The following is a 20,456-nucleotide window of genomic DNA, read 5'->3' as shown; positions in this document are numbered from 1 at the left end:
TTTTTTTTTTTTTTTCTCCGAAATCATCAGCGTCATCGACGGCATCGCCTTCCAGACCAACCTCCTGGCGCTGAACGCCGGTGTCGAGGCGGCGCGGGCGGGCGACGCGGGCAAGGGCTTCGCCGTCGTCGCCTCCGAAGTGCGCGCGCTGGCGCAGCGCTCGGCCGATGCGGCCAAGGATGTGAAGTCGCGCATCCTCGCCAGCTCCGAACAGGTCGAATCGGGCGTCGGGCTGGTCAGCGAGACCGGCAAGGCGCTGGAGCGGATCATCGGCCGGATCACCGAGATCAGCGGGCTGGTCGAAGATATCGCCAGCTCCGCCGAGAAGCAGGCGATCGGGCTTCAGGAGGTCAACACCGCCGTATCGCAGATGGACGGCGTGACCCAGCAGAACGCCGCGATGGTCGAACAGGCCACCGCCGCCGCCCGCTCGCTGGCGGTCGAGGCCGATGGCCTGGCGCGTGAGGTCGCCCGCTTCCGCATCGCCCATGGCGGTGGCCATCATGACGGCTTCGTCGCGCCGCCGGCGGCACCGACCGCACCCGCCGCCTCGTCGCTGCCGGTCCATCAGTTGCAGCAGCGCGCCGCCGCCGCCGGTCGTCGCATCGCGCAGACGTCGCGCGCCGCCTGTCCGCCGGTGGCCGCGCCATCCCCGTCCTTCGCGTCCAGCGCCCCCCAGTCGAGCGGCAATGCCGCGCTGGCGGTCAGCGACGACGACTGGACCGAATTCTGATGCCGGCCCCGCCCTTCTGAACCGGGGCGGGACCGCTTCTTCCCTTCCTGCCGCTGCCTCGAACTGCCGACTGGAGTTTCACCGTGACCGCTCTGTCCCTTGCCCCCGTGCTCGACACCACCGCCGCCGCGCCGCTGCGCCAGGCGCTGCTCGACCTGATCGCGTCGGGCGACGCCATCGCGCTGGACGGTGGTCAGGTGACCCAGGCCGGCCAGGCCTGTCTCCAGGTGCTGGCCAGCGCGCAGGCGATGGCCGCCTCGATCCGCACGGACTTCGAATTGCAGAACCCGTCCGAAGCGCTCGCTTCCATGATCACGCTGGCGGGCCTCGACCGCCTCGTCACCCCCGCCGCCTGAAAGGCCCGACCCGATGAATCTCGACGAGATCCAGCAGATTTTCTTCCAGGAATGCGAAGAAGGCCTCGGCGCTCTGGAAAGCGCCTTCGCCGATCTGAAGCGTGGGCGGCATGATGACGAGACGATCAACACCGTCTTCCGCTCGGTCCACTCGATCAAGGGCGGCGCGGGCGCGTTCGGCCATGACCGGTTGCAGCATTTCTCGCACCATTATGAAACGGTGCTCGACCTGATCCGCAACGGCACGCTGCCGCTCAGCGAGCCGTTGATCGACCTGATCGTCGCGGCGTTCGACACGCTGACCGACCATGTCGCGGCCGCGCGCGGCGAAGGCGGCATGCCCGCCGACCAGGCGATGCTCGACCGTCTGGCCGCCGCCGCCGAGGGCAAGATCGAGGGCGGGGCCGAGGCCGCACCCGAGGTCGAGGCGGTCGCCGACACGGCCGTGCCCGCCCCCGCCCCGATGGACGATTTTGACGCGCTGTTCGCGATGCTGGAGGAACCCGCCGCACCGGCGGCCGAGACCGCACCGGCCGAATGGATCGTGACCGTGCATCCCGGCCCGCGCGCTTTCGATCACGGTGCCGAGCCAATGCTGGCGCTGCGCGAATTGTCGCGCATGGGCGCTCGCACGCTGTCGGCCGATCTGTCCGACCTGCCGCTGCTCGACGGGCTGGACGCCGAACGCTCCTATATGGGCTTCACCCTGGCGCTGCCCGGCACGACCGATGAGGACGACATTCGCGCGGTCTTCGACTTCGCCGATCCGCAATGCCGCCTGACCGTCACGCGTGCGACCGAGGAGGTGGTTCCGGCCGCCCCCGTGCCCGAACCCGAAGCGGTCGAGCCCGCGCCGGCGGCTCCGCCGGTCGCCGCCCCCGCGCCGGTCGCCGCCGCGCCCGCCCCGCTGGCCGCCGTTCCCGTCGCGCCCGCCCCCGTCGAGCCGGCCGCCCCGTCACTGGCCGAGGTGGCCAACAGCCCGCGCGTCGCCGCGGCCGCCGCGCAGACGATCCGCGTCGACCTCGACAAGCTCGACCGGCTGGTCAATCTGGTCGGTGAGCTGGTCATCACCCAGGCGATGCTGGCGCAGCGCCTGTCCGAGAACGAGATGGGCTCGATCCCCGAGCTGTCCGACCTCGACCATCTGACGCGCGAGCTTCAGGATTCGACCATGGCGATCCGCGCGCAGCCGATGAAGACGGTCTTCAGCCGCGTGCCGCGCATCATCCGCGAGCTGGAGGTCGAGACCGGCAAGCGCGTCCGCCTGGAGGTCGAGGGCGAGATGACCGAGGTCGACAAGACCGTGGTCGAGCGCATCGGCGAGCCGCTGACCCACCTGATCCGCAACGCCGTCGACCATGGCCTGGAGACTCCCGCCGATCGCAAGGCGGCAGGCAAGGACGGCGAGGGTGTCGTCACCCTGTCGGCCGCGCACCAGTCGGGCCGGATCGTCATCACGGTGGCCGATGACGGGCGCGGCATCGACCGCGCGCGCGTCAAGGCCAAGGCGATCGAGCGCGGCATCATCGCCCCCGACGCGCAGCTGTCCGAGGAGGAGATCGACAATCTGATCTTCGCTCCCGGCTTTTCGACCGCCGCCGTCGTCTCCAACATCTCGGGCCGCGGCGTCGGCATGGACGTGGTGCGCAAAAACATCCAGGCGCTGGGCGGCCGTATCGGCATCCAGTCCGAACTGGGCAAGGGGTCGAGCTTCTCGCTCAGCCTGCCGCTGACGCTGGCGGTCCTCGACGGCATGATCGTGACCGTCGGCGACCAGACCTTCGTCATCCCGCTGACCCATATCGTCGAGAGCCTGCGCCCCGGCATCGACGAGGTGCATTTCGTCGGCGGCCAGTCGCCGCTGCTCGACGTGCGCGGCACCTATGTCCCGGTCCACCGCGTCGGCGAGCAGCTGGGCGTCGGCGGTGCCACGCGTCAGCCCGAGGACGCGGTGCTGATCGTGGTCGAGAGCGACCAGGGCCAGGCGGTGCTGATGGTCGACTCGATCCAGGATCAGCGTCAGGTCGTGGTGAAGAGCCTGGAGGCCAATTACCGCGCCATCCACGGCCTGGCCGGCGCGACCATCCTGGGCGACGGCCGCGTCGCGCTGATCCTCGACGTCGATGCGCTGATCGGCCGCTGGCGTCGTGACGGCCGCAGCGGCGGCGCCTTCATCGAAGACATGGCGGCATGAACGCCCCTGCCCTCCTCCCCCAGCGCGAGATGGAGTTCGCCTTCTCGGCGGCCGACCATCGCGCCATCGCGGACATGATCTATGCCGAGTCGGGCATCCTGCTGCCCGACAACAAGGCCAAGCTGATCTATGGCCGGCTGGCGCGGCGGCTGCGGGCGTGCGGGCTGGAAAATTTCCCCGACTATCTGGCGCTCATCGCCGACGACGCCGAGGAGCGCGCGCGCGCCGTCGACGCACTCACCACCAACCACACCTCCTTCTTTCGCGAAAACCATCATTTCGAGCATTTCCGCGACGAGCTGTGGCCCGGCTTTTCCGATCGCCTGGCCTCGGGCGGGCGGGTGCGCGTCTGGTCGGCGGCCTGTTCGAGCGGCGAGGAACCCTATTCGCTGCTGATGACCATCCTGGGCACCGACGCGCGCGCGGCGACCAAACTGGCCGGTCAGGACTTCAAGGTGCTGGCGACCGATCTGTCGCCCAGCGTCATCGCGACGGCGCGCGCCGGGCGCTATCCGGTCGACACCACCCGCGCCATGCCGGCCGCGATGCGGTCCGCCTGGTGCCGGCGGGCGGGCGACATGGACGAGCTGTTGCCGGCCCTGCGCGCGCCGATCGCGTTTCGCGAGCTCAACCTGTTGCGCAACTGGCCGATGCGGCGGCCGTTCGACGTCATCTTCTGCCGCAATGTCATGATTTATTTCGACGAGCCGACCAAGGCTCGACTGCTGGCCCGTTTCGCCGATCAGCTGGTCACTGGCGGCATCCTCTATATCGGTCATGCCGAACGCATCCCGCCGGAAGTATCGGCGCGCTTTCACTGCATCGGTCGCACCGCTTTCCAGAAAGTTTCCTGATGGCCGTTCGTACCCTGATCGTTGACGACTCCCCGACCATGCGCGCGCTGATCGCGGGCATGCTGAACCGCGATCCCGATATCGAAGTGGTCGGCGCCGCCAACGGCCCGCACCAGGCGCGCGAGATGATCAAGGCGCTGGACCCCGACGTCATCACCCTGGACGTCGAGATGCCCGACATGAACGGCCTCGACTTCCTGGAACGTGTCATGCGGCTGCGCCCCATGCCGGTCGTCATGCTCTCGACGCTGACCCAGGCGGGTGCGGACACCACGATCCGCGCGCTGGAGCTGGGCGCGGTCGAATGCTGCGCCAAGCCGGCGGCCAACTGCCTCGACCCGCGTCTGGCCGAAAGCGTCAAGGCCGCGGCGAGCAGCCGGCGCGTACGGGTGCGCGACATGGCGCCGGCGGCACCGGTGCCGGCGGCCAATTTCACGCCCCGCGCCGGCTCGATGATCGCGATCGGCGCGTCGACCGGCGGCGTCGAGGCGCTGATCCAGGTGTTGAGCGGCTTTCCCGCCAATTGCCCGCCGACCGTCATCGTCCAGCATATGCCCGCGACCTTCACGACCAGCTTCGCGGCCCGGCTCGACCGCCTGTCCAAGCCGACCGTGGCCGAGGCGCGCCATGGTCAGCCGCTGCTCCCCGGCCATGTCTATCTGGCACCCGGCGGCACCCATCATCTGGAGGTCGGCGGCCATGACGGCCAGTATCGCGCGCGCCTGATCCCCGACGATCCGATGAGCGGGCATCGCCCCTCGGTCGATCGCCTGTTCCACAGCGTCGCCAAGAATGTCGGCGACAAGGCGGTGGGTGCGATCCTGACCGGCATGGGCCGCGACGGCGCCGATGGACTGCTGGCGATGCGCAACAAGGGGTCGTTCACCGTCGGCCAGGACCAGGAAAGCTGTGTCGTGTACGGCATGCCCGGCGTCGCGCAGGAGGTGGGTGCCGTCACCAAGCAGCTGACGCTGACCCGCGTCGCGCCGGCGCTGATCGAGCGGTGTCGCGCATGAATGTGTCGACCGCCGGATTGGCACGCAGCGACGGCCTGCGCCGAATCAACATCATCCAGGGCGAGACGCGCGTGTCGCAGGAACGCGACGTCGTGCTGACGACCGTGCTGGGCAGTTGCATCTCGGCCTGCCTCTACGATCCGATCGCCGGCGTGGGCGGATTGAACCACTTTTTATTGGCCGAACCGGGTGCGGCGGAAACCGATCCTAAATCCATGCAACGCTACGGTGTCTATGCGATGGAAGTCTTGATCAACGCCATGATGGCCTTGGGAGCCCAGCGACACAGCCTGAAGGCCAGGTTGTTCGGTGGCGCGACCATGCGCGACGGGTTCCGGGATATCGGGGGCGCCAATGCGCAGTTCGCCCGGCGTTTCCTGGCGGACGAGCGAATCGCACTGGTCGGCGAGGATGTCGGCGGCGTCAGCGCGCGCCGCGTCGAGTTCCGCCCCGCCCTGGGCCTGGCCCGTTGCCGTCACGTCACCGATACGGTCGCGCCCGTGCCCCGTGTCGCCCGCCCCGTTCCGCCACCGCCACCCGCCGCCACCGGCGATGTGGAATTCTTCTAATGTCCCTCGATCCTTCCATGAAAGGCCAGTTCGTGTCCCAACTCATCATGACCGTGGACGATTCGCCCAGCATGAGAATGCTCCTGCGCGCCGCGCTCACCGATATGGGATATCGGGTGCTTGAGGCCGAGGATGGCGTTCATGCGCTCGACACGCTGGACGGCGTGACGGCCGAGACCGTGCCCGACCTCGTCATCACCGACATCAACATGCCGCGCATGGACGGATTCGGCCTGATCGAGGCGCTGCGCCGCCAGCCGGGTCATCGCAACCTGCCGATCCTGGTGCTGACCACCGAAAGCTCGGACGAGAAGAAGGCCCGCGCGCGCGAGGCCGGCGCGACCGGCTGGATCGTCAAGCCCTTCAACCCCGAAAAGCTGGCCGCGGCGATCCGCCGCGTGCTGCACTGATCCCATCCAGAGAGGAACCGACCATGTCGCGTCAGCTCATCACCTTCCAGCTCGGCGACCAGATTCTGGGCGTCGACATCATGGCCATCCGCGAGATCCGCGCCTGGTCGCCCGCCACCCCGCTGCCCAACGTGCCGGCGCATGTGCGCGGTGTCGTGAACCTGCGCGGCGTGGTCCTGCCGGTGCTCGACCTGCGCCACCGGCTGGGCTGGGGCGTCACCGATCCCAGCGCGCGGCACGTCATCATCGTGGTGCGCATCGGCGAGCAGCTCCAGGGCCTGATCGTCGATGCGGTCAACGACATCGTCACCATCCCGCCCGAGGCGATGCAGCCGCTGCCCGACATGGGCGATGCGACCGCCGCCCATTATCTCGAAGGGCTGGCGACGATCGAACAGCGCCTCATCCTGATCCTGGCGCTCGATCGCCTGTCGGACAGCGTGGCGTTGACGGCGGAAGCCGCGTAACACCCTGTTTTTTCAAGACGTAACGGCGTATCCGTTGGAAGGTAAATGCGTAATGGCGGACGTTAAGGTTCTGGTCGTCGATGACTCGCTGACGATGCGGGTGCTCATTTCGGGCGCGCTCGAACGGATCAAGGGCGTCACCGTGGTCGGCGCCGCCGACGGCGCGGCGGAAGCGCGCAAGATGGTCGACCAGTATCGCCCCCAGGTGATGACGCTGGACGTCGAGATGCCGGGGATGAGCGGCCTGGAATATCTGGCCGAGATCATGGAGGAGCGACCGATGCCGGTCATCATGTTCTCCACCCGGACCGCCGCCGGCGCCGCCGATTCGATCGAGGCGCTGCGCCTGGGCGCGATCGACTGTTTCCCCAAGCCCAAGGTCGCGGTCCAGGCCGAACTGGACGAGATCATCGGCAAGCTGGGCAAGCGGATCAAGGCCGCGCGCAACGCCGACCTGAAGAAGACGAGCGCCGCCAAGCCCAAGAAGGGCAGCCCCGTCGCGCCGATCGACTGGAACGGCCGCCTGCTGGCGATCGGGGCGGACGCCGCCAATACCCAGGCGATGTTCGACCTGTTCGCGACCTTCCCGGCCAACTGCCCGCCGACGCTGGTCGTGCAGCAGATGTCGCCCGGCCTGCTGACCCCGATGATCGAGCAGCTGAAGGACCAGATCGCGCCCAAGGTGGTCGAGGCGACCGACGGCATGAAGGTGGAACAGGGCACCATCTATTTCGCGCCGCAGGGCGAGAACCATATGGTCGTCGACACCTGGCCGAACGGCACGCTTCGTCTGTTGGCGCGCGAACCGGTGGCGGGCGAGCGTCCGTCGATCTCGCTGCTGTTCGCCTCGGTCGCCAAGGCGGCGGGCAGCAACGGCCTGGGTGTGTTGCTGGCGCTCGACGACGAGGACGGCTCGGCGGGCCTGCGCGCCATGCTGGCGGGTGGCGCCTATGCCATTGGGCGGTCGGACACCGACTTCACCCTGATGAAGGGCGCCGTCACGCAACCGGTCGCGCGCGATGCGATCTCGACGAACATTCTCAAGCTCTGCAGCAAATAAGCGAAGCGGCCTGGGGGAAGGATGATTGGCATGGATCAACAGCTTGCCCATGCATTGGCCGACGAGCTGGTCGAACTGACCCGCTCGCTGGCCGAACTGGCCTATGACCTGGGCAGCGACAGCGACACGCTGCGCCGCCACATGGTCAGCATCCAGTCGGTCGATCGGATCACCCAGGCGCAACTGGCGATCGCCGACATATTGCGGTCGGACGCCCCGGTCGCGGCGCGGATCGATGGCGTCACGCTGGAAACGCTGGCCGATCGATTACGCGAGCGGGTGGCGGGCAACGCCTGACCCCCCGCCGCGAGGGCAAGCCGGATCAGTCGCGCGAGGTCACCCGCGCGGCTTCGACCCGTTCGAGGAGCGGGCGCAGCCCCCCCAGCCACTGACGCAGCCCCTCACGCGCGTCGTCGCTCAGGCTCAACAGCGCCAGGCGGCGGTCGGTCGGATGCGGCGTGCTGTGGAACAGGCCCGCGCCGATCAGCATGTTGATCCAGCGCACCGCCGTGGTGCGCGGCACGCCGGAAGCGCGGTAGCAGGCGCTGGTTTCCACCGGCCGCCCCTCTTCCTCCTCGACGAACACGAACAGCAGCATGTCGAAGGCCGGATCGGCGAACAGGGAACTGTCGAAATACCGGCCGATGCCGTCGCGGGCGGAGCGGATCACCCGGCCGATATCGACGGGCGCCAGCCGCGCCTCGCTTTCGGCGCGGACCAGCGTCTCGACCACATCCAGCTCATCGCGTATCCGCCGCAACCGGTCATCGATCCCCGATGGATCGGCCCCCGCCCTATCCTCATAGCGGTCGCTCATGACATCCACGTTCGCCCCCCGATCATCACTTCCCACGACAGCCCGGCGAACCCCGGCGATGTTTTTCGCAAATCATCCCAGGGTGTTGCCACGCCGAATTCATCGACGTCCATAATGAACAAGTTGTCACAGATCAGTGAAAAAGCAAAAGCGAAAGAAACGGCATTCGTTTGTAGAAACGGTGCTTTAGGGCAAGATCGGATCAGAAAAACAGCTTGCGGACCGACAACCTGACCGTACGGCCCAAGGGATCGAGATAACCCGGCTGATAGCCGATCGGCACGGTGCCGGTGGCATCGGTCACCCGCTGGCGCTGGTTGAACAGATTGTCGAACGACAGGCTGACCCGCGTCCCCCGCAGCCAGGGGTGCGCGCGCACCAGATCCAGCCTCTGCCCCAGATCGGCGAACAGGCGTAGATCGACCGTGGCCAGGCTGCCGAAGGACAGCGGCTCGGGATTGGCGGGCGTGCCGCCATTGACCCGCGTGGCACTTCGCCAATTGCCCGACATGCGCACGCCGATACCGTTATTGGTATAGCCGGCCTGCGCCTCCAGCTGATGCCGCGAGCTGCCGCCACTCGCCCCGATCGCGTCGCCGCGCAGCAGGTCGAGGACCGGTCCGCCATCGGCTACCGTCACCCGGTCGGCCAGCGTCCAGCTGTGATAGAGCGCGAACTGCAACCGGCCGCCGCCACGCCCACCGCCAAAGCCGCCACCCCGGAAGCCGCCACCCGGACGTCTGCCCCCGCCAGCGCCGGGCCCGCCCCCCGGTCCGTTGGCTGCGGCCGCCGGGGCCGCCCCCTGACCCTCGCCACGGGGAGCATCACCGCCGCGCGCTTCTCCGGGCCGCCCTTCGCCGGGTTGGCCTTGGCCGGACCGTCCTTCGCCGGGCCGTTCCTCGCCCGGCCGTTCCTCGCCTCGGGGCCCATCACCACGCCGTCCGGGAAAGGCCATGCCCGCGAACGGATTGGGGCCGGTCCCGGCGCGATACGCCTCGATCTCCTTCTGGATCTTCGACTTGATCGGCTTGGAGAAGTTGAAGCCCCAGCGCAGCTGTTGCCGCTCGGTCCGCGCGAAATTGATCGGGCGCGAATCGACGCGCAGCAGATTGCCGCTAGCGTCGCGGGTGAAGCGGTCGGGAAAAGCCGCCTCGATCGCGGCGGTCGGCGTCGGGAAGGACGCGATCGGATCGTCGGTGCCGATGCGGTAATAATTCGCGGTCAGGTTGATGTCGCGGTCGCGCCAGGGCTTCAGCGTCAGGCCCAGCTTCATGACATGGCGATTGTCCGCGATCAGGTTCGGATTGCCGCCGGTGACGGCGGTGATCGTCGCGGTGGTGCCGCGCACATAATCGAACAGGCGGACATTGGGGGTGGTGATCGTCGGATTACCCAGCTGCTGCGCGCTCGGCGCATCCTCTTGATCGGTCCAGGAGGCGATGATGCGCACCCCCTCCAGCGGCGCCCAGTTCGCCCCGTAACCGACCGTGGTCAGCGTGCCGAAGTCCGACAGGTGATTGGCCGCCGCATTGAGGTTCAGCGACAGATTGCCGATCGCGCCAAGCACCGAGCGGTCGCGATTGGCGATCGGCAGGTCGAGGTTGAGCTGGCCGTTGACCGTGTCGCGCGACACCTCGCCGCTCTGTTCCTGGCCGAAGCGGAGCGAACGGCTGGAAAAGTCGCTGGTCTGGCCGCCGACCTTGACGCTGGCCTGCGCATCGCCCGCCGGCAGCGCGAAAACGCGACCATTGAGCAGCGCGTCGATCTGCCCCGTCGACGAGGTCGAGCGTGCGAAGTTACGCGGCGACAGCGCGATGCCGTCCAGCGGACCATAGGGATTGGCGGTCGGATCGCCCGCATTCAGCCGCGCCTGGAAGGCGGCGATGTCCAGCCCGGTCTCGGTCGACACCCGGCTTTCGGCCCGGTCATAGGCGCCCGTCACCGACCAGCGCCATTTGCTGCTGATCTGGCCGTTGAGCACGGTTCCGAAATGCGCGGTCAGCCCGGTATTGTCCTGGGTCAGCGGGCCATAGGCATCGGTCAGCCGCGCAATGGTCGCGGTCGTCCCGAACGGCGAATAGGGATTGCCGACCGGCAGTTGCAGATTGGCCGAAGGCAGGCCGTTCCAGCTGTTGCTCTGCGTCGCCTGCACCTCGGCGTTGAAGGACGCGGCGACATTGCCCAGGATGTTGCGCGCATAGACGATATTGGCATCCCACTGGCGCTGCGCATTCTGGAGCGTGCGATAGCGGGTGACGTCGGTCCTGTTGACCGGCGTGGCGGCCAGCGCGGACAGCGTCGGGACGCCCGCCAACCCTGCTGGAAGACCGACCACGCCGGGGTTGGAACCGGTCAGCGCGGCGAGACCGGGATCGGCGGTGACGATATTGCCGCCCAGCGCCGCATTGCTGACGGGTGCGACGATATCGCGCTCCGCCTCGGTCAGGCGTGAGCTTTCCTGATAATCGGTATGGATGCTCAAGCGCCGGTCGCGACGAATGGCCAGCGAGTCGAGCCGTCCCTGCCCCATGGCCGATCCGCCCTCGGTCGGCACGCGCCCGATCGCCTCGACCGCCAGCGAGCGGAAGCGCGGGCGCAGGACGAAGTTCACCACCTTCTGGTCGGCGCTATAGCCGAATTTGAGCGCGACCTCCTCGGGCAGGATGTCGACGCGCAGGATCGCCTCGGTCGGCAGATCGCGGATTTCCTGGAAGCCCGCGATGCGCCGCCCGTTGAGCAGCACGACCGGCGAACCGCCACGCCCGCTGGTCGTCTGCGGCGCGAGTTCCGTCAGCAGGTCGGCGACGCTCGACACGCCGTAGGAGCGGATGTCGGCGGGGCTGAGCTGTTGCTCGGGCGGGATGTCGCCGGGCACGGTGCCGGGTTGCCGCCGCGCGGTGACGACGACATCGCCTTCCTCCGCGCCCTCATCCTCCTCGGGCTCGGCTTGCGCGGCGGGCGGAGTGCGGGTCGGCGTCGCTTGCGGCGTAGCGGGAGCCAAGGTAGCCGTCGGCGTCGCGGACGGGGTTTCAGGAGTCGCGGCGGGGGCCGGGGCCACCTGCGCCTGTGCGATCGCCGGCATCGCACTCGCCAGCATCAAGCTCGCCCACAGCCGCATGTCCGTCCCTTTACCCTGAATTGAGGTACTGGGCGTTAGGACGCAATTGTCGCACAAATGTGCCGCGCACTCGTAACAAATGTCGCGGTTCGGGAGGCGGCACTTCCTCCCCCATAGGGGGGGGCCATGCGAAGCATGGTGGAGGGGTATCACCGCCAGCGATCGACCCGGCCATCAGCCGGGACACCCCTCCGTCAGGCCTCCGGCCTGCCACCTCCCCTTTGCAGGGGAGGATAGAGGTTCAGCCCGCGAACGCCTTTTCGATCACATAGGCGCCCGGCTGCGCATTCGAGCCTTCGGGGAAGCCCATTGCCTCGAACTTGGCGCCCAGCGACTTGATCATCTCCATGCTGCCGCACATCATGATCCGGTCGGTTTCCGGGTTGAAGCCGTGCTGGCTGGGTAGCCCTGCGAACAACCGGCCATCGTCGATCAACGCGTCGATGCGGCCCGAGGTGTGGAACGGCTCGCGCGTGACGGTGGGCACATAGTGGAACTTCTCCGCCGCCACGTCACCGACCAGCGGATCGTCGGCCAGCTTGCCCGCCAGCTCGTCATGGAAGGCCAGGTCGCTGACGCGGCGGACCGAGTGGACGATCACCACCTCGTCGAACATGTCGTAGATGTCCGGGTCGCGCGCGACCGACAGGAACGGGGCAAGGCCCGTGCCGGTCGACAGCATGAACAACCGCTTGCCGGGCAGCAGCGCGTCGGCGACCAGCGTGCCGGTGGGCTTGCGACCCAGATAAATGTTGTCGCCCGGCTGCACCTTCTGCAGCTTGCTGGTCAGGGGGCCGTCCTCGACCTTGATCGACAGGAAGTCGAGCTTCTCGTCATAAGACGGGCTGGCCACCGAATAGGCGCGCAGCAGCGGCTTGCCGTTGTCGCCCTGAAGCCCGATCATCACGAACTCGCCCGAGCGGAAACGGAAGCTGTCGGGGCGCGACACCGAGAAGGAGAAGAGATGCTCGTTCCAGTGGTGGACGCTCTGAACCGTCTCGACGCTGAGCGCCGTGGTCGGGGTCAGTTCGGGCAGGGCAGTATCGGTCGACAAACCTCAAAACTCCTTTGCGCCCCCACCCGCCGAGCGTCCGGCGAAGGGGGCGAATACGTCATATGCGAGTGAATCGGATGCGCCCTTACCAAGAATAGCGCAGGCTGCCTACAAAGGTCCGCGATGCCCCATAATAGCAGCCATTGTTGAAGAAGCAGCTGGTGATGTGGCGCTTGTCGAACAGATTGGCGATGTTCGCGGTGAAGCTCAGCCCCTCCATCGCCGGGCTCACCCGGCCAAGGTCATAGCCCAGCATCAGGTCGGCCAGCCAGTAATCGGGCGACTGGAACCGACGCACGACGGTGCGTCCTGCGGCGACGGTGGTCGCGGTGCCATCCGATTCGCCGACATAGCGCACCCCCGCCCCCAGGCTCAGGCCGCCCAGCGCGCTGCCGACGCCCGCCTTGTCCAGATCATAGGACAGGAAGCTCGACGCGCTCCACTGCGGCACGCCCAAGGGCCGCGTGCCGGTGACGCCGCTCATCTGGTCGCCGGTGCCGACCACGGGCGTCCCCTGCCGGACGTAAGGGTCGTTATAAGTGGCGGCGACGATCACGTCGAAGCCGGGCGCCACCGTGCCGCGCCCGTCCAGCTCGATCCCGCGCACCGAAACCTCGCCGATCTGAATCTGCGAGTTGCTGGGGATATTGCCCGTGCCCGCGCGCGGATCGGCGACCGGCACGTTGCGGCGGCGCAGGTCGAAGGCGGACAGGGTGAACAGCGCGGTCGTCCCGCGCGGCTGGTATTTCAGCCCCGCCTCGTACTGACGGCCGGTGACGGGGATGAAGTTGGTGCCGTCCCAGGTGCTGCCCGCCTGCGGCTCGAAACTCTCCGAATAGCTGACGAAGGGGGCTAGGCCGACCTTGGTCTCGTACAGCGCGCCCAGGCGAGTGGTGAAGGCGTTCTGGCTGAGCCGCGTCACGCGGTTGGTGACACGATTCTGCGTCGTCTGGCCATAGCTGTCCCAGCGCCCGCTGGCGATCAGCTGCAACCCGCCGATCGCGATCTGATCCTGAAGATAGAGGCCGACCTGATCGCGCTTGGTGTAATTGTGCGTCTGGTTGACCGGGAAGGTCGGCAGCGGCACGCCGTAGACCGGAGCGAACAGGTTCAGATTGGGGATGTTGAACACCGGATTGGCATTCTGCCCGGTATAGAAGGCCTGATAATTCTCGCCGCGATTATGCTGCCAGTCGACGCCGGCCAGGATGGTGTGCGCGACCGGGCCGGTGTCCAGCTTGCCGACCAGATGATTGTCGACGGTGAAGGTCTGGAACGCCTCGTCCGAGCCGCCGCCGCCGCGCTGTAGCGTCGAGAAGTCGCTGTTCGCATTCGCCCCCGTGCCGCGCGTCACATAGCCCGAACCGTAGATCTGCCGGTAATGCAGATCGATCGCCAGATAACGCGCATTGGTGGTCCAGCTGAGCCGGTCGTTCAGGTCGTGGCGGAACAGGATCGTCGCCGATTTCTGCGTCCGGTCGAACGCCTCATAGGACGGCTCGGACGTGTTGAAGTCGACCGGCAGCACGCCGAACGGATTGGGCAACGCCGAGCCGTAGACGGGCACGCCGCTATAGGAGGCCGATTCGGGATCGCGCTGATAGTTCAGGATCAGCGTCACGCTGGTCGCCGCATCGGGGGCGAAGCGCAGCATCGGGCGGGCATAATAGCGGCGATTGGCGGTTTGCTGGATGAAGCCGTCCGATTCCTCGGCCCCCGCGATCATGCGGAACAGCCAGCGATTGTCCGCATCCAGCGGCTGGTTCACGTCGATCGCCGATCGGAGCAGCGCGAAATTGCCGCCCGCCAGCTCGATGCGCCCGCCCTCCCCGGCATAGGGCAGCTTGCTGGTCAGGTTGATCAGACCGCCGGGCGTGCCCGAACCATAGGTGACGCCTGCCGGCCCCTTCACCACATCGACCGATTCGACGAGATGGAAGTCGATCTGCGGGCTGGAATAGACGCCGCCGAGCAGCCGCATCCCGTCCATGAAGATGCCCGGCTGGAACCCGCGCAGGAACAGCTGGTCATAGCGGGTGGCGACATTGCCGCGCTGGTTAGGCGCGACGCCCGCGACATAGCCGAGCGCCTGGTTGATCGACAGCGCGTTGCGCCGCGTCAGCTCCTCCTGATCGATCGCGATGATCGTCTGCGGCGTGGCGATCAGCGGAATATCGGTCTTGGTCCCCGACACCGCGCTCTTCTTGGCGCGTTCGCCCTCGACCACGATCTCCTCGTTGCGCAGCCGCTGGGGATCCTCGTCATTCCCGGCCGCCGGCCCATTCTCGGGCAGGCCCAGAGCGAGGGTCGGCGAGGCCCATCCCAGAACGGACCCCGTGACACAGGCCGCCAGCAGCGTTGCGCGAAACCCCCGCATATTTTCCCTAACCTTGCTATTGATAGTGACTCTCAAATGCTGCTAAAGCGAGGCCGTCACGATGACAAGGGGAAAGACCGGGTGGCGCAAAGCCGGGCCATCACTGCCGCTGCAACGACCCGCTGGCGCGCGGCGCTGGGCATGGCGTGGCGCTGGCTGACCGCGATTCTCGGTGGCTATGCCTTCGCGGTGGCGACGGCGATGCTGGCCGCGCGACTGCTCCCGGTGTCGGACGCGCTGACCCGGGTCGAGGCGACCGGATGGCCGATGATCCTGTCCTTCCTGGTCTATGCGTCCGCCGGCCTGTGGGCGTTGCACGACATCCGGCTCGGCCGAGTCAGCACGGTCATCTGGGGCGGTGCCATCGTCATGGCGGGGCTGCTCTGGTCGCTGGGCGTGCGCGCGTGAGCGTCGCGCCGGCCCCCGAACAGCGCGCGCTGCGCCAGACCATGGCCTGGGCGCATGGCTGGCTGGGGCTGATCGCCGGGTGGATCCTCTTCACCATGTTCCTGACCGGCACCTCGGCCTATTTCCGGCCCGAGATTACCCAGTGGATGCAGCCCGAAATCCATGCCGCAAGGACGGCGCCGGCACAGGCGGCGGCCTCGGCGGTACGCTATCTGACGCGCACCGGCGCGGACGACCTGCAATGGTATATCTATCTGCCCGAGGAGCGGACGGTCGCCACCCGCGTCTTCCGCATCCCCGCCAAGCCCGATCCCAAGGCGCGCGGTGGCGAGTTGCAGCTCGATCCGGTCAGCGGCGCGCCCCTGTCCGCGCGCGAGACGCGCGGGGGCGAGCATTTCTATCGCTTCCACTTCCAGCTGCAATTGCCGCACCCCTGGGGCCGCTGGCTAGCCGGACTGTGCGCAATGGCGATGCTGGGTGCGATCATCTCGGGCGTGATCACGCACAAGCGCATCTTCGCCGACTTTTTTACGCTGCGCTGGAACAAGGGACAGCGCAGCTGGCTCGACGCGCACAATGTCTCGGCGGTGCTCGGCCTGCCCTATCATGCGATGATCACCTATACCGGGCTGATCACGCTGGTGACCATGTACATGCCCTGGCCGGCGCTGATGAACTACGCCAAGCCCGTCCAGTTCATGCAGGCCGCCTATGACACGCCCGCCGATGTGCTCGCCAGCGGCACGCGGCAGCCGCTGGTCGCGATCGCACCGCTGGTCCGCGACGCCGAGCGGCGGCTGGGCGGCCCCGCCGCCCGCGTCATCATCCAGAATCCGGGCGATGCCGCCGCGCGTGTCTCCGTCGCGCTCGCGCAGCACGGCGCGATCAGTTCGCGCACCCCCGCCGTCGTCTATGAAGGCGCGACCGGCCGCTTCGTCAGCCAGAGCGGCGAGCCAGCCTCGGCGATCGAGACGGCGGGCGTGATGCTGGGCCTGCACTTGGCGTCGTTCGCCAGCACCGGGCTGCGCTGGGCCTATTTCGTCATGGGCCTGACCGGCGCGGCGATGGTCGGCACCGGCCTGCTGCTCTGGACCGCCAAGCGGCGCAAGCCGGGGGCCGCGCCGTTCTTCGGGCTGCGCCTGGCCGAGCGGTTGAACATCGCGGTGATCGCCGCCTTCCCCACCGGCATGGCCGCCTATCTCCTCGCCAACCGCCTGATCCCCGCCGACCTGGGCGGCCGCGCGGAGGCGGAGGTGTCGGCGATGTTCTGGACCTGGGGGTTGCTCGCGCTCGTCCAGCTCGGCCTGCCCGCCCGGCGCGCCTGGACCAGCCTGTTCGCCATCGCCGCCATCGGCTGGACCGCGATTCCGGTGGTCAACGCGCTGAGCACCTCGCGCTGGCTGATCCCCTCGCTGCTCGATGGCGATCATCTGTTTCTCGCCTTCGATCTCGCCTGCCTGGCGATCGGCATCGGCTTTGCCGCCGCCGCCCGGCTTTCCGCCCGCCCTGCGCCGCGCGCACCCGACCGCACCCGCCGTTTTTCGGAGCCTGCCCATGCTTGATACGATCGTCCTGTGCTTCATCGGCTTCTGGCTGCTCGCCGCCGGCTCCTATCGCCATGCGCGCGAAGCCGGGACGCTGCATGATGCGCGGTTGCGCGGCGGGCTGAAGCTGCTGGGCGGCGCGGTGCTGCTGCTCACGCTGTCGAGCTGCGGCACGGCGGTCACCGGCGAGCGGATCGTGCGGCTGGCTGGCGCGGCGTCGATCGCGGGCGTGGCACTGAACCTGATCCTGTCGGTGCGCGCTGCGGCGGCCTTCGCGCCCTTGCGCGCGGTCAACCGGCTTGCGGGTCGAACACGGACCAGCCGGTCCGCTGCACCAGCCGTTCGAGCGCCAGCGTACCAAGCTGCGAATTCCCGCGCGCGTTGAGCCCCGGCGACCAGACGGCGATCGAGGCGCGGCCGGGCACGATCGCCAATATGCCGCCCCCCACCCCCGACTTGCCCGGCAGGCCGACACGGAAGGCGAACTCGCCCGATCCGTCATAATGGCCGCAGCTCATCATCAGCGCGTTGATCCGCCGCGCCCGTTGCGGTGACACCACCGAGCGCCCGGTCCCCGGATTGACCCCGCGCGCCATCAGGTAACGCCCGGCCAGCGCCAGTTGCCGACAGCTCATCGCCAGCGCGCAAAAGTGGAAATAGACGCCCAGCACCCGCTCGACCGGGTGATGCAGATTGCCGAAGGCGCGCATGTAATGCGCCAGCGCCTGGTTGCGGTGCCCCGTCTCCATCTCGTCATGCGCGACCGCGGCGTCGATGCGGATGTCCTCCTCGCCGGCCAGCGCACGCACGAAGCGCAGCATCTCGCCGATCGCCTCGCGCGGTTCATGACTGCCGAGCAGGACATCGGCGACGACGATCGCGCCAGCATTGATGAAGGGATTGCGCGGGATGCCGTGCTCGGTCTCCAGCTGGACGATCGAGTTGAACGCGGTGCCCGACGGCTCGCGCCCCACCCGCCGCCACAGTTGGTCGCCGACCGCGCCCAGTGCCAGCGTCAGCGCGAAGACCTTGGAAATGCTCTGGATCGAAAAGGCCATGTCGGCATCGCCGGCCAGATGGCAGTTGCCGTCCGCCTCGACGATCGCCATCCCGAAATGCGCCGGATCGACCCCGGCGAGCGCGGGAATATAATCGGCGGGCGTCCCCCGATCGGGCGCGTCCGCCATTTCGGCGGCGATGTCGGCGACGATGGCGGACAGGTCCATGGCCCCGTGGTGCCGTGCGCGCGCCCCTTTGTCGAGCCGCCGCGAACCCGTCACAAACCGGCGTTAGGGCCCGGCACTTCTACGAAAGTACCGAAACGGACCGACATCAGCATCATGCGCGATAGGCTAAAGCGCGATGGGGACACCGCCCCGCCCGCCCCCGGATTCTGGACGCTGGCCGGCGTCGAGGGATGGGAGCGTTTTGCGATTCACGGCACGAAGTCGCTGCTGACCCTGTTCCTGCTGACCGATCTGCTGGCGCGCCCGGCCCTGCCGGTCGCGGGACTGGCGATGCTGCGTAGCGGTATCGAGGGGGTGACGGGGACGACGACCGATCTCGCCTTCGCCTCGCAGCTTTACGGCCTGTACGGCGCGCTGACCTATCTGGTGCTGCCGCTCGGCGGCTGGATCGCGGATCGCGGGCAGCGGCGGCGGCCGGCCATGTACGTCGGTGCCGCCCTGATGGCGGCGGGCATGGTCGCGCTCGCCAGCCGGCAGGGCGCGCTGATCGGCCTGGCGCTGATGATCGCCGGCATCGGCCTGCTCAAGGGCAATCTGGCGGCCGAGGTGGGGGCGCTGCGCGGACGACGGGTAAGCGAACGGCTGTTCGCCGCCTATCTGGCGTTCCTCAACGGCGGCGCGATGCTGGGGCCGCTGCTCGGCGGCTGGCTGGCGGCGCGCATGGGGTTCGCCACCGCCTTTGCCGCGATGGCGGGCAGCATGATCGTCGCGATGCTGTTGCTGCGCACCGCGCCGCGCGTCGCACCGGCCGCCTCGCCGGTCGGCGGAGATCGGCGGGTCGACTGGGCGCGCGTGATACCGGCGATCGTGGCGGTGACCCTGTGCTTCTGCGCCTATGAGCAGTTGAGCAACATCGTCCTGGTCTGGGCCAAGGCACGGGTCGAGCTAAGCGTGCACGGCTTCGCCATTCCGCCGAGCTGGCTGATCGCCGCCGACGGGCTGTTCACCATCATCCTGGCGCTCGCCGCCTATCGGCTCTGGCCCCGACTGGCCACGCGCGGGGCCGAGCCGTCGAGCGGGATCAAGCTGGCGCTGGGCGGGGTGGCGATCATGCTGGCTTACGGGGTCCTCGCGCTGCTGTCGGCGGGGGGATCTGCGGCTTCTGGACGGATCGGCCTTGGCGGACCACTGGCGGCGATCCTGCTGCTCGACATTGGCGTGGTGCTGGCCTGGCCGGCGGCATTGGCGATCGTCACGACCGCCGCCCCGCCCGCCCGGCGGGGGACGATGACCGGGCTATTCTATCTCCACGGCTTCGTCGCGCATCTGGCGGTCGGCCAGCTCGGCACCCTTTATCCGGGAATGAGCCAGCCTGGCTTCTGGATGATCCATGCCGCCCTCGCGCTAATGGGCGCCGCCGTCGCGCTCCTGATCCCACGCGGTCAGGCGATGACGACCTCCACCGCCGCCAGCGCCGCCGCATAATCGGGATCGAGCGCGGCGTCCGTCACCAGCATGTCGACCCCGTCCAGCGGCGCGACCTGCACCGTGCCGTGGCGGTCGAACTTACTCTGGTCCACCGCGATCAGCGTGCGGCGCGACCGGGCGATCATCATCCGGCACACCGCCGCCTCACCGACATGATAATCGGCGAAACCATGGTCGAGATTGACCGATTCGACCGACAGGATCGCCAGTGACGGCGTGAAGGCGGCGAGATAGTCGCGCGCGGTCGCGTCGAAACAGGCGCGATATTCGTAATCCAGCTCACCACCGGCCAGCAGCACGCGATTCTCGTTGCGCCCACCCAGCTCGGCCGCGACGCCCACAGCGTTGGTGATGACGGTCAGCCGCTGGTGATCGCGAAGCGCGCGCGCGACATAATGGCCGGTAGTGCTGGCGTCGATGTAGAGCGTCTGGCCATCGGCGACCAGCTCGGCGACCGCGCCCGCGATCCGCTGCTTGGCCTCGGCATGGCGTTGCAGGCGGGTGGCGAAGGACCCCTCGGCCTCCACCTTGGCCAGCCGCACCGCGCCGTGCGCGCGCACCACCGCGCCCGACGCCTCCAGCACGCGCAGCTCGCGGCGGATCGTCTCCTCCGACACCGAAAGCGCCTCGGCCAGATCGCCGATGCCGCGAAAATGCCCCTCGGCCAGAAGCGCCACGATCTCATGCTGGCGGCGCTGACGTTTCATCATGGTCTTCGGCTTCCTCTCGTCGGGGCATGCTAACCGCCCTCACATTTCGGTCAATCGGGTGGGTTATCCGGTCCGAATCGTCGCCTCCCCCACA

Annotated in this window: 20 protein-coding genes; 14 read left to right on the top strand and 6 right to left on the bottom strand. The window is 68.1% G+C overall.

Annotated features, from left to right (window positions below; translation table 11 throughout):
* The 10 genes from ACQKJZ_RS10160 to ACQKJZ_RS10115 all read left to right on the top strand — a co-directional run.
* A partial coding sequence (locus ACQKJZ_RS10160) for a methyl-accepting chemotaxis protein (RefSeq protein ID WP_427731050.1) occupies positions 1-733 on the top strand: 733 nt, incomplete at its 5' end.
* An 83-nt stretch (positions 734-816) separates the two neighbouring features.
* Positions 817-1,089 (top strand): STAS domain-containing protein, encoded by a 273-nt coding sequence (locus tag ACQKJZ_RS10155; protein ID WP_037568354.1) that lies wholly within the window; start codon positions 817-819, stop codon positions 1,087-1,089.
* 13 nt (positions 1,090-1,102) lie between these two features.
* Positions 1,103-3,283: a chemotaxis protein CheA gene (locus tag ACQKJZ_RS10150; RefSeq protein ID WP_427731049.1), complete on the top strand. Its 2,181-nt coding sequence runs from the start codon at positions 1,103-1,105 to the stop codon at positions 3,281-3,283.
* Positions 3,280-4,137 (top strand): CheR family methyltransferase, encoded by an 858-nt coding sequence (locus ACQKJZ_RS10145; protein ID WP_427731048.1) that lies wholly within the window; start codon positions 3,280-3,282, stop codon positions 4,135-4,137. Before ACQKJZ_RS10150 ends, ACQKJZ_RS10145 begins: the two co-directional genes overlap by 4 nt.
* Positions 4,137-5,153 carry a protein-glutamate methylesterase/protein-glutamine glutaminase gene (locus ACQKJZ_RS10140; RefSeq protein WP_427731047.1) on the top strand — a complete coding sequence of 339 codons (1,017 nt, stop codon included), beginning with the start codon at positions 4,137-4,139 and terminating at the stop codon, positions 5,151-5,153. Before ACQKJZ_RS10145 ends, ACQKJZ_RS10140 begins: the two co-directional genes overlap by 1 nt.
* The gene (locus tag ACQKJZ_RS10135) at positions 5,150-5,722 is read left to right on the top strand and encodes a chemotaxis protein CheD (RefSeq protein WP_312490423.1); all 573 of its coding nucleotides are present in this window, start codon (positions 5,150-5,152) and stop codon (positions 5,720-5,722) included. Before ACQKJZ_RS10140 ends, ACQKJZ_RS10135 begins: the two co-directional genes overlap by 4 nt.
* A gap of 32 nt (positions 5,723-5,754) precedes the next feature.
* Positions 5,755-6,132, top strand: coding sequence for a response regulator (locus ACQKJZ_RS10130; protein ID WP_312490416.1), 378 nt, complete (start codon positions 5,755-5,757; stop codon positions 6,130-6,132).
* 23 nt (positions 6,133-6,155) lie between these two features.
* Positions 6,156-6,599 carry a chemotaxis protein CheW gene (locus ACQKJZ_RS10125; protein WP_312490417.1) on the top strand — a complete coding sequence of 148 codons (444 nt, stop codon included), beginning with the start codon at positions 6,156-6,158 and terminating at the stop codon, positions 6,597-6,599.
* Positions 6,600-6,651: 52 nt separating this feature from the next.
* On the top strand, positions 6,652-7,659 hold the full coding sequence (locus ACQKJZ_RS10120) for a chemotaxis protein CheB (RefSeq protein ID WP_427731046.1): 1,008 nt from the start codon (positions 6,652-6,654) through the stop codon (positions 7,657-7,659).
* Positions 7,660-7,689: 30 nt separating this feature from the next.
* Complete coding sequence (locus ACQKJZ_RS10115) at positions 7,690-7,956, top strand: hypothetical protein (protein ID WP_312490419.1); 267 nt, start codon at positions 7,690-7,692, stop codon at positions 7,954-7,956.
* A 25-nt stretch (positions 7,957-7,981) separates the two neighbouring features.
* Here the strand turns inward: ACQKJZ_RS10115 and ACQKJZ_RS10110 are convergent, their stop codons facing one another.
* The 4 genes from ACQKJZ_RS10110 to ACQKJZ_RS10095 form a co-directional block, all read right to left on the bottom strand.
* A complete protein-coding gene (locus ACQKJZ_RS10110) occupies positions 7,982-8,476 on the bottom strand; it encodes a hypothetical protein (protein WP_427731045.1) in 495 nt (164 codons plus the stop codon).
* Between the two features lie 202 nt (positions 8,477-8,678).
* Positions 8,679-11,594 (bottom strand): TonB-dependent receptor, encoded by a 2,916-nt coding sequence (locus ACQKJZ_RS10105; RefSeq protein ID WP_427731044.1) that lies wholly within the window; start codon positions 11,592-11,594, stop codon positions 8,679-8,681.
* A gap of 241 nt (positions 11,595-11,835) precedes the next feature.
* Entirely contained in the window at positions 11,836-12,648 is an 813-nt protein-coding gene (locus tag ACQKJZ_RS10100; RefSeq protein ID WP_427731043.1) for a ferredoxin--NADP reductase, read from the bottom strand.
* An 85-nt stretch (positions 12,649-12,733) separates the two neighbouring features.
* The gene (locus tag ACQKJZ_RS10095) at positions 12,734-15,025 is read right to left on the bottom strand and encodes a TonB-dependent siderophore receptor (RefSeq protein ID WP_427731042.1); all 2,292 of its coding nucleotides are present in this window, start codon (positions 15,023-15,025) and stop codon (positions 12,734-12,736) included.
* A 36-nt stretch (positions 15,026-15,061) separates the two neighbouring features.
* Between ACQKJZ_RS10095 and ACQKJZ_RS10090 the strand changes: the two genes are divergently transcribed.
* From ACQKJZ_RS10090 to ACQKJZ_RS10080, 3 genes are read left to right on the top strand one after another with little or no spacing between them, the layout of a single operon-like run.
* Positions 15,062-15,433: a hypothetical protein gene (locus ACQKJZ_RS10090; RefSeq protein ID WP_427731041.1), complete on the top strand. Its 372-nt coding sequence runs from the start codon at positions 15,062-15,064 to the stop codon at positions 15,431-15,433.
* A complete protein-coding gene (locus ACQKJZ_RS10085; protein WP_427731040.1) occupies positions 15,430-16,995 on the top strand; it encodes a PepSY-associated TM helix domain-containing protein in 1,566 nt (521 codons plus the stop codon). Before ACQKJZ_RS10090 ends, ACQKJZ_RS10085 begins: the two co-directional genes overlap by 4 nt.
* The gene (locus tag ACQKJZ_RS10080) at positions 16,988-17,362 is read left to right on the top strand and encodes a hypothetical protein (RefSeq protein WP_427731039.1); all 375 of its coding nucleotides are present in this window, start codon (positions 16,988-16,990) and stop codon (positions 17,360-17,362) included. Before ACQKJZ_RS10085 ends, ACQKJZ_RS10080 begins: the two co-directional genes overlap by 8 nt.
* Here the strand turns inward: ACQKJZ_RS10080 and ACQKJZ_RS10075 are convergent.
* On the bottom strand, positions 17,268-18,203 hold the full coding sequence (locus ACQKJZ_RS10075; RefSeq protein WP_427731038.1) for a glutaminase: 936 nt from the start codon (positions 18,201-18,203) through the stop codon (positions 17,268-17,270). The genes ACQKJZ_RS10080 and ACQKJZ_RS10075 overlap by 95 nt on opposite strands.
* 114 nt (positions 18,204-18,317) lie before the next feature.
* Between ACQKJZ_RS10075 and ACQKJZ_RS10070 the strand changes: the two genes are divergently transcribed.
* Positions 18,318-19,649, top strand: coding sequence for an MFS transporter (locus ACQKJZ_RS10070; RefSeq protein WP_427731037.1), 1,332 nt, complete (start codon positions 18,318-18,320; stop codon positions 19,647-19,649).
* On the opposite strand, the gene ACQKJZ_RS10065 is transcribed toward ACQKJZ_RS10070, so the two are convergent.
* Positions 19,607-20,362: a DeoR/GlpR family DNA-binding transcription regulator gene (locus ACQKJZ_RS10065; RefSeq protein WP_427731036.1), complete on the bottom strand. Its 756-nt coding sequence runs from the start codon at positions 20,360-20,362 to the stop codon at positions 19,607-19,609. The two genes, ACQKJZ_RS10070 and ACQKJZ_RS10065, sit on opposite strands and share 43 nt — an antisense overlap.
* Positions 20,363-20,456: the final 94 nt, after the last annotated feature.

It is taken from the genome of Sphingomonas sp. NPDC019816 (assembly GCF_050274375.1).
In the GTDB taxonomy this organism is placed as follows: domain Bacteria; phylum Pseudomonadota; class Alphaproteobacteria; order Sphingomonadales; family Sphingomonadaceae; genus Sphingomonas.
The sequence above is the reverse complement of the archived record's forward strand: the minus strand, read 5'-3'. Positions and strand labels throughout refer to the sequence as shown.

Excerpts from the sequence above, each read along its gene's own strand:
- ACQKJZ_RS10140 (WP_427731047.1), top strand. The coding sequence starts at position 4,137 with ATGGCCGTTCGTACCCTGATCGTTGACGACTCCCCGACCATGCGCGCG.
- ACQKJZ_RS10090 (WP_427731041.1), top strand. The coding sequence starts at position 15,062 with ATGCTGCTAAAGCGAGGCCGTCACGATGACAAGGGGAAAGACCGGGTG.
- ACQKJZ_RS10150 (WP_427731049.1), top strand. The coding sequence starts at position 1,103 with ATGAATCTCGACGAGATCCAGCAGATTTTCTTCCAGGAATGCGAAGAA.
- ACQKJZ_RS10095 (WP_427731042.1), bottom strand. The coding sequence starts at position 15,025 with ATGCGGGGGTTTCGCGCAACGCTGCTGGCGGCCTGTGTCACGGGGTCC.
- ACQKJZ_RS10075 (WP_427731038.1), bottom strand. The coding sequence starts at position 18,203 with ATGGACCTGTCCGCCATCGTCGCCGACATCGCCGCCGAAATGGCGGAC.
- ACQKJZ_RS10110 (WP_427731045.1), bottom strand. The coding sequence starts at position 8,476 with ATGAGCGACCGCTATGAGGATAGGGCGGGGGCCGATCCATCGGGGATC.
- ACQKJZ_RS10120 (WP_427731046.1), top strand. The coding sequence starts at position 6,652 with ATGGCGGACGTTAAGGTTCTGGTCGTCGATGACTCGCTGACGATGCGG.
- ACQKJZ_RS10135 (WP_312490423.1), top strand. The coding sequence starts at position 5,150 with ATGAATGTGTCGACCGCCGGATTGGCACGCAGCGACGGCCTGCGCCGA.
- ACQKJZ_RS10065 (WP_427731036.1), bottom strand. The coding sequence starts at position 20,362 with ATGATGAAACGTCAGCGCCGCCAGCATGAGATCGTGGCGCTTCTGGCC.
- ACQKJZ_RS10080 (WP_427731039.1), top strand. The coding sequence starts at position 16,988 with ATGCTTGATACGATCGTCCTGTGCTTCATCGGCTTCTGGCTGCTCGCC.
- ACQKJZ_RS10125 (WP_312490417.1), top strand. The coding sequence starts at position 6,156 with ATGTCGCGTCAGCTCATCACCTTCCAGCTCGGCGACCAGATTCTGGGC.
- ACQKJZ_RS10105 (WP_427731044.1), bottom strand. The coding sequence starts at position 11,594 with ATGCGGCTGTGGGCGAGCTTGATGCTGGCGAGTGCGATGCCGGCGATC.
- ACQKJZ_RS10145 (WP_427731048.1), top strand. The coding sequence starts at position 3,280 with ATGAACGCCCCTGCCCTCCTCCCCCAGCGCGAGATGGAGTTCGCCTTC.
- ACQKJZ_RS10070 (WP_427731037.1), top strand. The coding sequence starts at position 18,318 with ATGCGCGATAGGCTAAAGCGCGATGGGGACACCGCCCCGCCCGCCCCC.
- ACQKJZ_RS10115 (WP_312490419.1), top strand. The coding sequence starts at position 7,690 with ATGGATCAACAGCTTGCCCATGCATTGGCCGACGAGCTGGTCGAACTG.